A 15,776-nucleotide genomic window follows, 5' to 3' on the forward strand; every position below is an offset into this window, starting at 1 on the left:
GGGATGTTACGGCATCAGGCGCGCAAGAACTTTTAGTTCCTTGCCATCATCAGACATCCTGAACAGAATGATTTCACCGGACCGCGGGAAAATGTCGGTCAGGGCGGTGATGTTCACCTGATGGGTCACCAGTAACAGCTTTTCATCACCAGAAAGGCTGGCAAGCTTTGCTTTGATTTCGGCGGTCTGTGCCGCTTCTGTGCTGCGATTGCGGAAAAAGGAATTTAGTGCGGGCTCCTCGGTCACCGGACCAAGATCAAGCAACCGTGCGGTATCAACGCATCGGCACCACTGGCTTGTCAGGATTAAGGTTAATTCAATCCCCATGGCGCGGATGCGATCGCCTGTTTCTCGCGCTTGTTGGCGGCCGGTGTCGTCCAGATTGCGTTGTGTCGTGCAATCACCAACGGTGAAGTTTGCCGGATCACCAGTGCCCGGCGCAATGGCATGGCGCATCAAGGCATGAACACCGTCAGACTGCCAGATCTGCCATGCTTCGTCGGAGGCGGCAGCCGCCTGCGGAAGGCTCAGTAATGCCCCCAGAACAGTAACCACCCGGAACATGTTTCGCAGCAATATCGGCATGATCTTTACCCATCTGTTGCCATCAGCAAGATGAGTCTGATACCCGAAATCATCGGGATCGGATCAGATCGGTCAGGATTTTACGGCATTGGAAGGCCAAGCGTAGGGAAGGGAACGTTAATTGCCTGCACTGGCGACCCGACGCCCTTCGTCCGTCAGCTTGCAGATCAGCCAATCGGGCTTGACAGGGTTGTCAAACCACGGTGCCGCCCAGCCATGATCAATACAGCTTCGAACCGTTTTTTCGCTGATCTGTTTGCCATTGCCGTCAAAAAGCGGCAATTTGCCACCGGGCTGGCTAAGACCACGGCGCAGCCATTCAAGCTGCACATCGGTCGGTTTCGAATGTTTTTTCCCCGTCATCGGTACTCCTCGCACCGTTATGATATGATTGGTGATACAAACATCGGATGTTAGGTCCTGACCCTGATCAGTGTGACGGATTATCAACCATGGAGCAATCGCAATGACGCCAGAAGAGTTCCAACCAAGTGAGATGTCATTTCTGTATGTCACGGTGCCGGACATGGATATGGCGCGTGTGATTGCGGGTGGTGCTATTCGCGAAAAACTTGCGGCCTGTGCCAACGTCTTGCCTCATATGACTGCGATCTATGAATGGGATGGCGATGTCGAGGAAGAAACCGAGGTGGTGGTTATCCTTAAAACGTCAAAAACCAAGGCGCTTGAATTGGCGCAATGGGTCGAAGATCACCACCCCTACGAGGTCCCCTGTATTCTTGAGCTCCCGTTGGGGCGGGGCAATCACGATTATGTTTCATGGCTGCAAACCCAATTGGGATCCGGATCACGGCTGATGTGATTGCATCTGGTGGGCATGCCCCCTAGGATGGCGCAAATTTATTCCATGGGATGATGCGAGTTAATGAACCAGCTTACCAAAATGGCCCTCGAAATGGGGCCGTTGGTCCTGTTTTTTGCGGTGAATGCAACGACCAACCTGATGACAGCAACGGCAGTGTTCGTCGCCGCCACCGTCGTAGCACTTGCGACGTCATATGCGCTGGCGCGAGCCATCCCGGTGATGCCGCTGATTGGTGGGGTGTTTGTCATCGTGTTTGGTGGTCTGACGCTGTATCTTGATGATGAATTGTTCATCAAGATCAAGCCGACCATTGTGAACTTGCTGTTTGCCAGCATCCTGTTTGGCGGACTGGCAGCAAGAAAACTGTTCCTGAAGCTGGTTCTGGAAAGCGCGTTTAAGGCAACCGATGAAGGTTGGCGTATTCTGACCTGGCGTTGGGCGTTCTTCTTTGTGTTTCTTGCCGTGGTCAACGAAATCGTCTGGCGCAATTTCTCCACCGATACCTGGGTGGCCTTCAAGGTTTGGGGCATTATGCCGATCACCATGGTGTTTGGCATGGCGCAGGTGCCGGTGCTGATGAAACACCAGTTGCCAGAGGAAGAAGGCGACAAGGCCGCGTCCTAAGCTGTTGATGCACGCATATCCTTGAAATGCAAAAGGGCAGGATTTTGATCCTGCCCTTTGTTTGTTGGTCTTCGCGGTTGATCAGTTGATCGGAAGGGCAACACTGACGGCTGCCTGTGCCGCAATGCCTTCTTCGCGCCCGGTAAAGCCAAGTCGTTCGGTGGTGGTGGCCTTGACGTTGACGCGGTCCACATCAATCCCAAGAATTTCCGCGACTTTTTGGCGCATTGCCGGGGTGTGTGGCCCAATTTTCGGACGTTCACAGATCAGCGTCACGTCGACATTCACAATCCGCCCGCCACGCTTGCGCACAAGGTCTGCCGCGTGTCTGAGGAAGATGTCAGACGCCGCACCTTTCCATTGCATGTCGCTTGGCGGGAAGTGTTGGCCAATGTCGCCAGCACCAATCGCGCCCAAAATGGCATCGGTCAGGGTATGCAGGCCGACATCGGCATCAGAATGGCCTTCAAGGCGCGCGCTGTGCGGGACTTTTACCCCGCAAAGGATGCAATGATCCCCCGGCGCGAAGCGGTGAACATCAAATCCGGTGCCAGCCCGATATTCTTCTTGCGACATATGCGCTGTTTCCTTGTCTGTCGTATTAGCCCAGCTTTGTGCCCGGCCAAAATCATCCCGATGGGTGATCTTGTCATTGTTGGTGGTCCCGGCAACGCAGATCACATCAAGCCCGATGGCCTCCAGCAGGGCTGCGTCGTCGGTGAATTCTTGGCCTTCGAATTTCTGATGCGCATCGAGAATCGTTTTGAAATCAAACCCCTGTGGGGTTTGCGCACGTTGCAGGGTTTCGCGTGCAATCGTTTTGGTGATGACGCCATCCCGATCTGTCTGCTTGATGGTATCCGCCACGGGCAGGGTGGGTATCGCCCCCGGATGGGTCTGAAGCGCTGTCATAACCCGATCAATCACGTCATCGGATATCCCCGGGCGTGCTGCGTCGTGGATCAGAACGATATCCGGTCCCTTGTCCTCAAGGGCGCGCAATCCGTTCAGAACCGATTGCTGTCGGGTGTCACCACCTGGCACCGGCGAGGGGAGTGATCCGGTTTCATTCAAGGTCGCTGTTGCGCTTTCATACCAGTCCTGATGGGCGGGATTATAGACCACCTGAATAAGGTCGGGATCGGTATGTCGTGCAAAGCATTCGATGCAATGTGCAAGAATGCTTTTGCCGCCAAGCATGTGATATTGTTTTGGTATCGGGTCGCCAAATCTGCTACCGCTGCCGGCAGCGACGATGACAACGCCTGTTTTTTGGGTCATAAACATAAAGCCATAGCTTGTCGTGAGTGCGCCGCAGGCTATCTTTCTGCGGAGGTTTTGCCAAGTCGGCAAATGCAATATCGGGGTCGCGATTGATCCCGGAGACTGAAACGGGTTTCAAGATGCTTGCAGCATATATCCATATCCTTGCCCTGTTGCCCCTGACCGGACAGATCATGCGCCCTGAACCACGGCGTGATATCTGGCTTTATGCATCGATTTGTCTGGCGGCTGTTGGCACGATGGTGTTGCTGGGGGTTACCGGCGAGGAAGTTCAGTCCCGTGGCTTTGCCGCGGCCCTGCATTGGTCGGAACTAACCGTAATCCTGATCTTTGGTGGTCTGGTGATTTGCAAAGGCCCGCATCAGGTCTGGCGATTGGCTGGGTATATCGGCGGCTATCTTCTTCTTTTCGCGGTTTTGGCGGCGGTCTTCCGGGTGTTTGGCAACAACGTTGCTGAAACCGTCGATGGGCCGGCACTTTATTCCGGTTGGCTTTGGGCGCATATCGGCAGTTCATTGATCACCTATGCGCTTGTGACTTTGGCAGCGATTGCGGCGATGGCGTATGTCGTTCAGGAATATGCCCTGAAAAAACGCAAGCCGACCCGCTGGAGCCGACGTCTGCCGCCGCTGCGCGACAGTGAATACATGTTGGTCGGGTTTTTAAAATGGTCGGCCTGGATCCTGATCATCGGGATCATTTCAGGCTTTGCGCTTCGGTATGTTGAAGGTCAGAGCCTGTGGGAAATCGACCACAAGATGCTTCTGACCTTGCTGGGTTTTGCGACCATTTGTGTGCTGATCTTTATCCATGAACGCTCCACCTTGCGCGGACGCATGGCCGTACGCTTTGTTCTTGGCGCCTGGTTGCTTCTGACCTTGGCGTTTCCGGGCGTTCGGTTGGTAACCGGCTATATCATCGGCTAGCCCCAAAGCAGGGCGACCAGATAGCCCTGCCAGATTGTGTCTTGCTCAATTTTTACGATCATCCTTTTGATGTATGCATAATTGCTAGTCATTATTCAGGCATGGACAAGCATTCCTGATCGGATGGTTAGTCCCGGCAATGTTGAACTTTCGTCGGATTTTCCTAGAATTTTCAGGTTTGAAACAACGATAATTGCAACAACAGGCTGAGAGTTGTTGCATGTGGTGGCCAGTTTTATTAATCTGCCCAAGTTTTAGGCAATTGGAATTCCTTCATGTCATTGCAGATCGGTTCTGTACATGTGCCAGAGAATGTTGTGCTGGCACCGATGTCAGGTGTGACTGACCTTCCGTTTCGGCAACAGGTCCGCCAGTTTGGCGGACATCTTGTTGTGTCCGAAATGATTGCGTCGGATGCCATGACCCGCATCCAGCGGCATGAAAAAGAAGTCCGTAAAATGCATGGTGATTGTGCTGCTGAAAGTCCGCTTTCGGTTCAGCTTGCCGGCACCGAACCCGAAGAAATGGCCGAAGCAGCCAAGATGAACGAAGCCCGCGGGGCCATGATCATCGATATCAATATGGGGTGCCCGGCCAAGAAGGTGACCAAGGGCTATGCCGGCTCGGCACTCATGCGTGATGAAAAGCTGGCCGCCGATATTATCAAGTCGACGGTGGATGCGGTATCAGTTCCGGTGACGTTGAAAATGCGTCTTGGCTGGGATGATGATAACCGCAATGCCCCGAAGCTTGCCCGCATTGCCGAGGATCTGGGGATTGCGATGCTGACCATTCATGGGCGCACGCGCTGCCAGTTCTATAAGGGCGATGCCGACTGGGATGCGATTGCACTTGTCAAAGACGCAGTTTCAATCCCGGTTCTTGGCAACGGCGATGTAAACAGCGAAGAAGATGCCAAGGAACTGCTTGAACGATCCGGTGCCGACGGGGTCATGATCGGTCGTGGGGCACAGGGGCGCCCGTGGTTCCTTGCTCAGGTTTCGCACTATCTTGCGACGGGGAAAAAGCTTCCGGCGCCAACACTTGAAGTTCAGCTTCAGACCATCCTGCGTCACTATGATGCGATGATTGATCATCATGGCCGTCAGGGTGTTCGCATCGCACGCAAACATCTGGCGTGGTATTGCAATAGCCTGCGCAACGCGACGGAATTTCGTCGTGTTGTCAATGTGTTGGATGACCCAGCCGAAGTCAAAAATCAAATCCGGTCGTTCTATGAACGGTTGATCGAAAACGAAATCAAACTGGATCAGGCAGCCGCCTGATTACCTCATAACAATAATATGGCGACGGTCAAAAACTGTTGTCGGGGAAGATATGCATGAGACTGGGATTTGGAAAAGGCAATGGGGTCGACCCGACCGGCGTTCTGAACGCGATTGCGAGTGCTGTTGTCGTGGCCAACCGGGATGGCAAAATCAAGTTTGTCAATCAGGCCACCGAGCAACTGTTTAACACCAGTGCCGCCGTGTTGTGCCGCAGTGACCTGACGGATTTCATCCCACAGGACAGCCCTGTTTTTTCCCTGATCAGACAGGCCGTTGATGAGGCAACTTTGGTTGCCGATCATAATCTTTTGATCGAAAGCCCCAAAATCGGCAAACACACGGTCAATCTGACGGTTGGCTCCATGCCTGATGACAGCGATTGTGCGGTTCTGACTTTTGAGCCGCGTTCGATCGCGCAAAAGATCGACAACCAGTTGCTGAGCCGAAATTCAGCACGCTCTGTCAGTGCCATGGCGGCCATTCTGGCGCATGAGATCAAGAACCCGCTTTCGGGTATTCGTGGTGCCGCGCAGTTGCTTGAGCAAACCAGCAACGAAGATGATCGCGTGCTGACGCGCCTTATTTGTGATGAAGCCGACCGCATTGTCGAACTTGTTGACCGGATGGAGATTTTCTCTGACAAGCCGCTGGAACGCGGGGCTGTTAATATCCATACGGTTCTCGAGCATGTGCGTCGTCTGGCCGAAAATGGCTTTGCCAAGAACCTGACATTCGAAGAAATCTACGATCCGTCCTTGCCGCCGGTATTTGGCAATCGGGATCAGCTTGTTCAGGTGTTCTTGAACCTGATCAAGAATGCCGGTGAGGCAGTCGATCCGAAGGACGGTGTTATTACCATTTCGACCCGCTATCAGCATGGTATCCGCCTTGCCGTGGCTGGCGGTGACGCGCGCGTTCACCTGCCGCTGGTGGTGTCGGTGCGTGACAACGGGCCGGGTATTCCACAAGACATGCGCGAAAGCCTGTTTGACCCGTTTGTGACGACAAAACCAACCGGATCGGGACTTGGTCTTGCGCTGGTTGCGAAAATTATCAATGACCATGGCGGTGTGATTGAAGTGAAAGATGTACCCGGGGGAGGTGCAGAGTTTCAAATCATGCTGCCAATTTACAATCGGGCATTGGCCGAGGGGGCCGCTGATCCGATCATAATCAATAACAGGGAAGAAACCGCATGAGTACGAGCCCTGCGAGAATTCTGGTTGCCGACGATGATCGGGCCATTCGCACTGTCCTGACGCAGGCATTGTCGCGTCAGGGACACGAAGTCCGCAGTACTGGCCATGGCCGCACACTTTGGGACTGGATCGCCGATGGGGATGGCGATCTGGTGATTACCGATGTGATGATGCCTGACGAGAACGGGTTGGATATGGTGCCGCGCATTCGCAAGCTGCGCCCGGACCTTCGCGTTATTGTCATGAGTGCTCAGAATACGCTGATGACAGCGGTGAAGGCCGCCCAGCGCGGCGCGTTTGAGTATCTTCCAAAACCATTTGATCTTAATGAGTTGATGGGGATTGTTGATCGCGCACTTGAGACACCGCAGGCAAATGAAACTGGTAAGTCCGAGGATGAGGAGGGCGATGATCGCCTGCCACTGATCGGCCGTTCGCCGGCGATGCAGGAAATTTATCGTGCGCTGGCGCGTCTGATGAATACCGACCTGACCGTGATGGTGACCGGGGAAAGCGGTACGGGCAAGGAACTGGTTGCGCGCGCATTGCATGAATATGGCGGACGCCGTCATGGTCCGTTTGTTGCCATCAACATGGCCGCCATCCCGCGCGAATTGATCGAAAGCGAGCTGTTCGGTCACGAAAAAGGTGCCTTCACCGGTGCAAACGAACGCAAGGTCGGCCGGTTTGAGCAGGCCGAGGGCGGGACGCTGTTTCTTGATGAAATCGGCGACATGCCGCTTGAAGCGCAGACCCGCTTGCTGCGCGTATTGCAGGAAGGTGAGTACACCCGTGTTGGCGGGCGTACGCCCATTCGGGTCAATGTGCGCATTGTTGCGGCCACGCACCGTGATTTGCGCAAGCTGATCCGCGAAGGCACGTTCCGTGAAGATTTGTTCTATCGCCTGAATGTCGTGCCGATCCGTCTGCCGTCGCTGCGTGAACGGCTGGAAGATATTCCGGAACTGGTCAATCACTTCCTGATGCAGGCCAGTGAAGAAGGCCTTCCGCGCAAGACGTTGTCGTCCGAAGCGATGGCGCGCCTAAAAGCGCATCGCTGGCCGGGCAACATCCGAGAACTTGAAAACATGGTACGGCGCCTGACGGCACTTTATTCGCATGATGTCATCGGTGTCGATGTCATCGAGACCGAGTTTTCCGAGAATAATATCAGCGAAGCCGCACCGACTGCGGAACCACAGTCGCTTTCAGAATCCATAGAACGCCATGTTCGCGAATATTTTGATGCCCATGATGACGATCTGCCTGCGAACGGTCTTTATGATCGCATTTTGCGGGAAATGGAGCGTCCGCTTTTGAACGTCACACTTGAAGCAACGCGGGGCAATCAGGTCAAGGCGGCAGAGGTTCTTGGCCTTAACCGCAATACGCTGCGCAAGAAGATCCGTGATCTTGGACTGGAAGTCGTCAGGGGCACGAAATGAATAATACCGACCGTTCGATCTCCAACCGGTTCTTGCGGTCGGGCTTTGTACGGTTTCTGGGGCGGCTGGGACAGTCACGGCGTTTTGCGTTTGGATTGGTTACTTCTGCCCTTGTTTCGGTAACGGCGACCTACCTGGCGATGACCGGGACGGCGCCATTCCGGCCTGATCCGCGCCTGATTTTGTTGCTGCTAAACATCGACCTTGTGTTGGTGTTGCTTTTGGCGACGCTTGTGGCGCGCAAGCTTGTCCAGATCTGGGTGGAACGCCGGCGCGGGGTTGCCGGGGCCAAGCTTCATACCCGTATGGTTTTGATGTTTTCGCTGGTCGCAGTGACACCGGCGATTGTGGTTGCGATATTCTCGGCACTTTTCCTGCATTTCGGTATTCAGGGCTGGTTTAGCGACCGCATCAGAACCGCCGTTGAAGAAAGTATGGTGATTGCCGATGCCTATTTGCGCGAACATCAGGAACTGATCCGCGCGGATGCCTTGGCAACCACCAGTGACTTGCAGCGTTTCGGCGTCAATTTTTCGACCAGTCCGGACCGCATTTCGAACTTTCTGACCGATCAGGCACTGGCGCGCGGGTTGCCGGAAGTGATGATGGTCGACGGATCCGGTCAGATTATCGCCCAATCCGAATACAGTTTTTCCTACGATACCAATCAGGTTTCGGTGCCACCGGAAGTCTTTGACGAAGCACGTCAGAAAGACGTTGTTCTGATGATCGGTTCAAGCGATAACCGCATCCGCGCAATCGCCAAAATCCCAAGCTTTATTGATGCTTTCTTGCTGGTTGGTCGTTTTGTCGACCCCAACGTTCTGGATCGCATCGACAAGGCCCGGCGTGCGGTTGATGCCTATGAAAGTCTTGAAGGTGAACGTTCGGGGATTGTGATTACCTTTGTCATGATCTTCGTTCTGATCTCTGTTGTGCTGCTTTTGGCGGCTGTGACGCTGGGCCTTATGGTGGCAACCCGTTTGGTCCAGCCTGTGTCGCAGTTGATTACCGGCGCGGAACGTGTGCGCGACGGGGATTTGTCTTTCCGTGTGCCGCTTGACGGGCAGGGCGATGAGCTTGAAGCGCTTAGTCGTGCGTTTAACCGCATGACAGCCCAGCTTGAAACCCAGCGCAATGAACTGATTGCAGCCAACCGGCTGAACGATGAACGGCGTCGCTTTACCGAGGCCATCCTTGGCGGGGTTACCGCCGGCGTGATTGGCCTTGATCCGGCACGCAAGATTGATCTTCCAAACCGCAGTGCATCGGATCTTCTTGGCGTTGATCTTGAGGATTACCTGGCACAGGAACTGACCGACGTTATTCCGGAGTTTCAGCCACTGTTTGACGATTTTGCCCGCGACGGAGATCGCAGCAAGCCACGCCAGATCGAAATTCGCCGTGATGGTGTCAACCTGACACTGATGGCGCGTGTGACAGCGGAATGGGCCGATGATGGCACGGTGTTTGGCTATGTCGTGACCTTTGACGATGTCACGGAACTTCAGACCGCACAGCGTATGGCAGCCTGGGCTGATGTCGCGCGCCGTATCGCCCATGAAATCAAAAACCCGCTGACACCGATCCAGCTTTCAGCAGAACGTTTGAAGCGCCGGTATCTGAAGCAAATCACTGATGATCAGGAAGTCTTTACGACCTGTACCGATACGATCATCCGACAGGTTTCCGATATCGGGCGGATGGTCGACGAGTTTTCCAGCTTTGCCCGCATGCCATCACCAACCATGCGATTGGAAAACATCGGTGAGCTGGTGAAAAGTGCGGTCTTCCTGCAAAAACAGGCGCACAGCAATATCACTTATGATTTTGACCGCAGTGGCATCGAAGATCTGCAAATTTCGTGTGATGCGCATCAGGTCAATCAATGCCTGACCAATACGCTCAAGAATGCGGCAGAGGCGATTGAAGGCCGTGAAAAGCCCACAGAGGGTGAAGTGCCACCTGGCAAGATCGAGATTTCAGTCGCGGTGTCGCCCGACAATCAACGCGTTTTTGTGGCTGTGTCGGATAACGGCAAGGGCCTTCCGGCAGAACATCGCGAACGCCTGACCGAGCCCTATGTCACCACCCGATCAAAGGGAACCGGGCTTGGATTGGCGATCGTAAAGAAAATCATGGAAGACCATGGTGGAGAGCTTATACTCTCCGACGGCGTTGAAAGCGGAGCTACGATTACGCTATCTTTCCCAAAGGTTGTAGAAGCCGAAATTGATAGTATGGCTTCGGACGCACATTCCTCAGGCAATTGATTTAGTTGTCAAAATCGAAACAAGAAAAAGATTGATTTGGTCACGACATGGCGCACGACATTCTTATTGTCGACGATGAAGAAGATATCCGGGCTCTGATATCAGGCATCCTCGAGGACGAGGGTTATACAACCCGTCAGGCAGGATCAAGCCAGGGCGCGCTGTCAGAGGTTGCCGCCCGTCGGCCGAGCCTTGTGGTGCTTGATATCTGGATGGATGAAAGCGATCACGATGGCATCGAGACGCTTAAGCTGATCAAGCGCGAGCACAGCGAAGTCCCGGTCGTGATGATTTCCGGTCACGGTAATATTGAAACGGCACTCGAAGCGTCGCGCATCGGTGCCTATGACTTCATCGAAAAACCGTTCAATACTGACCGCCTTTTGATGGTGGTCGAACGCGCCATTGATGATGCGCGCCTGCGCCGTGAAAACCGTGAACTGACCTTGCGGGCCGGCGGCGATACCGAACTCGTTGGCAAATCATCGGTTTTGAACAACCTGCGCCAGTCGGCCGAACGGGTTGCGCGTACCGGCAGCCGCATTCTGATCCATGGGCCGGCCGGATCGGGCAAGGAAGTTGTCGCGCGCCTGATCCATCAGAAATCCGCCCGTGCCGAGGCGCCGTTTGTCGTGCTGAACTGTGCCAATATTTCGCCCGACACCATGGAAGAATCGCTGTTTGGTGCGGTTGCGACTTCGGATCGTGAGGCGCGCACAGGCGTGCTTGAATTGGCCCATGGCGGGACCTTGTTGCTTGATGAAGTGGCCGATATGCCGCTTGAAACCCAGGGCAAGATTGTCCGGGTTTTGCAGGATCAAACGTTTGAACGCGTTGGCGGATCGGTTCCGGTCAATGTTGATGTGCGCGTTATCGCAACAACTGCACGCGACCTTGAACAACGCATTGCCGAGCAGAAATTCCGCCAGGACCTTTATTACCGCCTCAATGTTGTGCCGCTTGAAGTACCATCCTTGCAGCAGCGTCGCGAAGATATTCCGATGTTGGCGGAAATGTTCCTTGATCGTTATGCCGATGCGACGGGGCTTCCCAAACGGAAACTTTCGCCCGAGGCAATGGCAACCCTGCATGCTTATGATTGGCCGGGCAATGTGCGCCAGTTGCGCAATGTCATCGAAAGATTGATGATCATGGCGCCCGATGATGACGACAAGGTGGATCTGATCAGTGGTAAAATGCTGCCATCAGAGCTGTTTTCTGACGTGCCGACGTCGCTAAGTTTTGACAAGACCAGTGAAATCATGGCATTGCCGCTCCGCGAAGCGCGGGAGATGTTTGAAAAAGAATATCTCCAGACACAGATCGACCGTTTTGGCGGGAATATCTCCAAAACGGCAAGCTTTGTCGGCATGGAACGCTCAGCCTTGCATCGCAAGCTGAAAAGCCTTGGTGTGAACGGTCAATAAGCCCAAACTCACCATGGACTGTTGTGAACGGGAGAATTCGAAATGAAGGTCATCATTTGCGGCGCCGGGCAGGTGGGGTTCCACATTGCCAAATATCTGGCTGCGGAAAACAATGATGTAACCGTGATCGACCAGTCCGAAGAACTGGTACGCAAGATTTCCGACACGCTTGAGGTCAAGGGCATCATTGGCTTTGGGTCGCACCCGGATGTGTTGCAGCAGGCCGGCGCCGAAGAGGCCGACATGCTGATCGCGGTGACCTTTGCCGATGAAGTCAATATGACAGCCTGTCAGGTGGCGCATTCGCTGTTTAACGTGCCAACCAAAATTGCCCGTATCCGCAGCCAGACTTATTTGCAGCCGGAATGGGCCAGCCTGTTTGGCCGTGAAAAGCTTCCGATTGATGTGGTGATTTCGCCCGAGATGGAAGTCGCGCGCGCGGTTGCACGCCGCCTTCAGGCACCCGGTGCGTTCGACATGATCCCGTTTGCCGATGACAAGGTCAAAATCCTTGGCATCCGGTGTAGCGATGATTGCCCGGTGATCAATACGCCGTTGCGTCAGCTTCATCAGCTTTTCCCGGATCTTAACATCTCGATCCTTGGCATGATCCGCGGTGACAAGGCCGTCTATCCCAAGGGCGATGACCAGATGCTGGCGGGTGACCTTGTGTATCTTGCCGTATCGAGCGACCAGGTGGATCGCGCAATGTCGGCCTTTGGTCATGAAGACCCCGAAGCACGCCGTATCGTGATTTTTGGCGGCGGGAACATCGCATTGTTCCTGGCCGAGGAAATCAACAAGAACTTCCCGGGGGTGACCACCCGACTGGTCGAAGCCGATCCGGAACGCGCGCGCTATGTCGCGCAGAAACTGCCAAAGAAAAGCGTTGTTCTGCGCGGGGACGTTCTTGATCCGGAACTGCTTGAAGAAGCCAATGTCGGCAATGCCGAGGCGGTTGTTGCGCTGACCAATGACGATGAAACCAACATTCTGGCATCACTTCTGGCCAAGCGGTATGGCTGCCCGCGTGCGCTGACCCTGATTAACAAAAGCACCTATAACTCGCTGGTTTCCGAACTTGGCGTGGATGTGGTGATCAGCCCGCGTATGACGACGGTGTCGACCATCCTGCATCATGTACGCCGCGGCCGTATTCGTGCCGTGCACAGCCTGTCAGAGGGCTTTGGCGAGGTTCTTGAGGCAGAGGCACTTGAAACTGCACCAATTGTTGGCAAGGCGATCAAGGATATCGCGATGCCGGCAAGCGTGGTCTTTGGGGCCATTTTGCGCGATGGCGAAGTTGTGATGCCGCGCGCCGCCACCGTGATCGAGGCCAACGACCGGATTGTCGTATTTGCCGGTTCGGAACAGATCAAGAAGGTCGAAAAGATGTTCGCTGTTCGTCTGGAATACTTCTGATAAATCAGAGCGCTGCCGTAATCCTCATACAATATATTCCCGATCCTGCCAACGGAAGTTCAAATGTCTGATCAATTGCCCCATCCGCCAAAGGCCGTCATATTTGACTGGGATAACACCCTTGTCGATAGCTGGGGAACGATCCAGGCAGCGCTTAACATGACATTTGACGACTTCGGGCTTGAGACATGGACGCTTGACCAAACCAAGCAGCGTGTCGCGCGCTCGATGCGAGACAGTTTCCCGATCTTGTTTGGTGAAGATCGCTGGGAGCAGGCCAAAGACAGCTTTTATGGTCACTTCCAGTCTATTCATCTTGAAACCCTGATGCCGTTGGCCGGGGCGCATGATCTGTTATGTGCACTGCGTGATAACGGCACTTATATCGGGGTGGTCAGTAACAAGAACGGGGATTTCTTGCGCAAGGAAGCCGATCACCTTGGGTGGACACCATTTTTTGGCAGGATTGTCGGTGCAACCGATGCCGCCAAGGACAAACCGGCACCCGATCCGGTGCATCTGGCGATGGGCGACTCTTCGGCGCCGCAATATGAGAATCTGTGGTTTGTTGGCGACAGCGTGGTCGATATTCAGTGCGCGCGCAACGTCGGGGCGACTGCAATTCTGATTGGCGATGAAATTACCGGTCACGGCGATACGCAGAATTCCGCGACTCTTAGCCCTGATTGGCATTTCGCTGATTGCGGGGCGCTTGTAGGGGTTGTAAAAGGCTTCTCGAAAGTCTTATAGTTCATAGAGGTCATTAAAAATGGGGCCGGAATCGTGACAGACCTTTAAGTCGACGGTTCCACATTTTCCTTGACCGCCCGAAACCAAAAAAACGCTCATAAAAGAAGGCTAGGTCTAACCGATGGCGGAAAAATCACAGAATGTTCAGGACGTCTTCCTGAATTATTGCCGTAAAAACAAAACGCCGGTTACCGTGTTTCTGGTCAACGGAGTCAAATTGCAGGGCATCATTACCTGGTTTGACAATTTCTCTGTTTTGCTGCGGCGCGATGCTCATACCCAGCTCGTATACAAACATGCGATTTCGACGGTAATGCCGACGACGCCGATCAAACTGTTTGATCCGAGCCAGCCTGCGACGGAAGAAGAAAATAGCTGAAGAATCTCTGACTTCGGGGGGCGGCGATACGCCAGAAGCTCCCCGGGTCCTAGTTTTCCACCCGGAACTAAAACGCGCAGACCAGACCGGTGCTTGGCGCGACGCATCGTCGCGTCTCGAAGAAGCGGTCAGTCTTACGGGTGCACTTGATTTTGAAGTGGTGGGCGCGGAAATTGTGCCCATCGCGAAATTGCGGCCTTCAACCCTGTTTGGCAAAGGCGTTACCGAACGTCTTGGTCTGCAGATCAAGGCCATTGAGGCCGACATTGTCATGATCAACGGCCAGCTTTCCCCGATCCAGCAACGTAATCTGGAACGCGAGTGGAAATGCAAGGTTATTGACCGGACCGGCCTGATTCTTGAAATCTTTGCTGATCGCGCGCGGACGCGTGAAGGCCGTTTGCAGGTTCAACTGGCACTGCTGAGCTATCAGCGGTCGCGCCTTGTCCGGACGTGGACGCACCTTGAACGTCAACGTGGTGGGCGTGGCTTCCTTGCCGGTCCTGGTGAACGTCAGATCGAGATCGACCGTCGTTTGATCGGTGACAAGCTTGCCAAGCTCCGTCGTGAGCTTGAAGAAGTCAAACGGACGCGCGAACTTCACCGTGAAGCACGCCGTCGGGTGCCGTATCCGATTGTGGCTCTTGTCGGTTACACCAACGCCGGTAAATCGACGCTGTTTAACCAGCTGACCGTGTCCGAGGTCTTTGCCGAGGACATGCTGTTTGCGACGCTTGATCCGACCATGCGTGGTTTGATCCTGCCAAGTGGTCGCAAGGTTATTCTGTCTGATACCGTGGGATTTGTGTCAGATCTTCCGCACGATCTTGTCGCGGCGTTCCGTGCAACGCTTGAAGAAGTTCTTGAAGCCGACCTGATTGTTCATGTCCGCGATGCGGCTTCGCCGGAAACCGAAGAGCAAAAGCTTGATGTGCTTGAAGTTCTTAAGGAGCTTGGGCTTAAGAAGGCGATTGACGGCGAGGAACTTGTCGAGGCGCTGAACAAGATTGATCAGCTCAAAGGCGAAGAACTGCAAGCCGTTTCGGAATATTCTGCGCGCCATGACAATACGATCGCGATTTCAGCCATCAAAGGTACCAATTGCGATGCATTGCTTGGCCTGATTGAAGACCGGCTGACCGAAGATATGCCGGTGTTTGAGCTTTGTGTGCCGTATTCGGATGGCAAATCACTGGCGCGGCTTTATGAGCAGGGCGAGGTTTTGAAACGCAACGAAGGTGCCGACGGCATTTCGGTTCAGGTGCGCGTCGATACGACCCGCGTTGGCCGTTTCGAAGACTGGTGTGCCAAGGCCGGGCTCGATGTTCATCTGGTTTGATAGGGAGA

Annotated in this window: 15 protein-coding genes; 12 read left to right on the forward strand and 3 right to left on the reverse strand. The window is 54.3% G+C overall.

Annotated elements, in window-relative coordinates; genetic code table 11:
- Positions 1-6 precede the first annotated feature (6 nt).
- Both B2T33_RS15100 and B2T33_RS15105 read right to left on the reverse strand, forming a co-directional pair.
- A complete protein-coding gene (locus B2T33_RS15100) occupies positions 7-585 on the reverse strand; it encodes a histidine phosphatase family protein (RefSeq protein ID WP_286792486.1) in 579 nt (192 codons plus the stop codon).
- A gap of 117 nt (positions 586-702) precedes the next feature.
- Entirely contained in the window at positions 703-948 is a 246-nt protein-coding gene (locus B2T33_RS15105) for a hypothetical protein (RefSeq protein WP_064781426.1), read from the reverse strand.
- Positions 949-1,051: 103 nt separating this feature from the next.
- Between B2T33_RS15105 and cutA the strand changes: the two genes are divergently transcribed.
- Both cutA and B2T33_RS15115 read left to right on the forward strand, forming a co-directional pair.
- The gene (gene cutA, locus B2T33_RS15110; protein ID WP_008891093.1) at positions 1,052-1,408 is read left to right on the forward strand and encodes a divalent-cation tolerance protein CutA; all 357 of its coding nucleotides are present in this window, start codon (positions 1,052-1,054) and stop codon (positions 1,406-1,408) included.
- Positions 1,409-1,471: 63 nt separating this feature from the next.
- The gene (locus B2T33_RS15115; RefSeq protein WP_286792487.1) at positions 1,472-2,035 is read left to right on the forward strand and encodes a septation protein A; all 564 of its coding nucleotides are present in this window, start codon (positions 1,472-1,474) and stop codon (positions 2,033-2,035) included.
- Between the two features lie 81 nt (positions 2,036-2,116).
- On the opposite strand, the gene B2T33_RS15120 is transcribed toward B2T33_RS15115, so the two are convergent.
- Positions 2,117-3,322 (reverse strand): bifunctional 2-C-methyl-D-erythritol 4-phosphate cytidylyltransferase/2-C-methyl-D-erythritol 2,4-cyclodiphosphate synthase, encoded by a 1,206-nt coding sequence (locus B2T33_RS15120; protein ID WP_286792488.1) that lies wholly within the window; start codon positions 3,320-3,322, stop codon positions 2,117-2,119.
- A 116-nt stretch (positions 3,323-3,438) separates the two neighbouring features.
- Here B2T33_RS15120 and ccsA point away from each other — a divergent pair, with 116 nt between their 5' ends.
- The 10 genes from ccsA to hflX all read left to right on the forward strand — a co-directional run bounded on the left by ccsA (position 3,439) and on the right by hflX (position 15,768).
- Positions 3,439-4,245, forward strand: a complete 807-nt coding sequence (gene ccsA, locus B2T33_RS15125; protein ID WP_063089477.1) for a cytochrome c biogenesis protein CcsA — start codon at positions 3,439-3,441, stop codon at positions 4,243-4,245.
- Between the two features lie 275 nt (positions 4,246-4,520).
- Complete coding sequence (gene dusB / locus B2T33_RS15130; protein ID WP_286792489.1) at positions 4,521-5,531, forward strand: tRNA dihydrouridine synthase DusB; 1,011 nt, start codon at positions 4,521-4,523, stop codon at positions 5,529-5,531.
- A 56-nt stretch (positions 5,532-5,587) separates the two neighbouring features.
- Positions 5,588-6,733 (forward strand): two-component system sensor histidine kinase NtrB, encoded by a 1,146-nt coding sequence (locus B2T33_RS15135; protein WP_008891088.1) that lies wholly within the window; start codon positions 5,588-5,590, stop codon positions 6,731-6,733.
- Complete coding sequence (gene ntrC, locus B2T33_RS15140) at positions 6,730-8,178, forward strand: nitrogen regulation protein NR(I) (RefSeq protein ID WP_008891087.1); 1,449 nt, start codon at positions 6,730-6,732, stop codon at positions 8,176-8,178. Before B2T33_RS15135 ends, ntrC begins: the two co-directional genes overlap by 4 nt.
- A complete protein-coding gene (locus tag B2T33_RS15145; protein WP_197147445.1) occupies positions 8,175-10,451 on the forward strand; it encodes a sensor histidine kinase NtrY-like in 2,277 nt (758 codons plus the stop codon). The genes ntrC and B2T33_RS15145 overlap by 4 nt, the downstream gene beginning before the upstream one ends.
- 47 nt (positions 10,452-10,498) lie before the next feature.
- Positions 10,499-11,878 (forward strand): sigma-54-dependent transcriptional regulator, encoded by a 1,380-nt coding sequence (locus B2T33_RS15150; RefSeq protein WP_008891085.1) that lies wholly within the window; start codon positions 10,499-10,501, stop codon positions 11,876-11,878.
- A 42-nt stretch (positions 11,879-11,920) separates the two neighbouring features.
- On the forward strand, positions 11,921-13,300 hold the full coding sequence (gene trkA / locus B2T33_RS15155; RefSeq protein WP_008891084.1) for a Trk system potassium transporter TrkA: 1,380 nt from the start codon (positions 11,921-11,923) through the stop codon (positions 13,298-13,300).
- Positions 13,301-13,363: 63 nt separating this feature from the next.
- A complete protein-coding gene (locus tag B2T33_RS15160; protein WP_197147446.1) occupies positions 13,364-14,050 on the forward strand; it encodes an HAD family hydrolase in 687 nt (228 codons plus the stop codon).
- A gap of 121 nt (positions 14,051-14,171) precedes the next feature.
- Positions 14,172-14,429 (forward strand): RNA chaperone Hfq, encoded by a 258-nt coding sequence (hfq, locus tag B2T33_RS15165; RefSeq protein ID WP_008891082.1) that lies wholly within the window; start codon positions 14,172-14,174, stop codon positions 14,427-14,429.
- A 7-nt stretch (positions 14,430-14,436) separates the two neighbouring features.
- A complete protein-coding gene (gene hflX, locus B2T33_RS15170; protein WP_414716644.1) occupies positions 14,437-15,768 on the forward strand; it encodes a GTPase HflX in 1,332 nt (443 codons plus the stop codon).
- The last annotated feature ends 8 nt before the right edge of the window (positions 15,769-15,776 follow it).

This window comes from Thalassospira sp. UBA4513 (assembly GCF_002388495.1).
GTDB classification, from domain to species: domain Bacteria; phylum Pseudomonadota; class Alphaproteobacteria; order Rhodospirillales; family Thalassospiraceae; genus Thalassospira; species Thalassospira tepidiphila.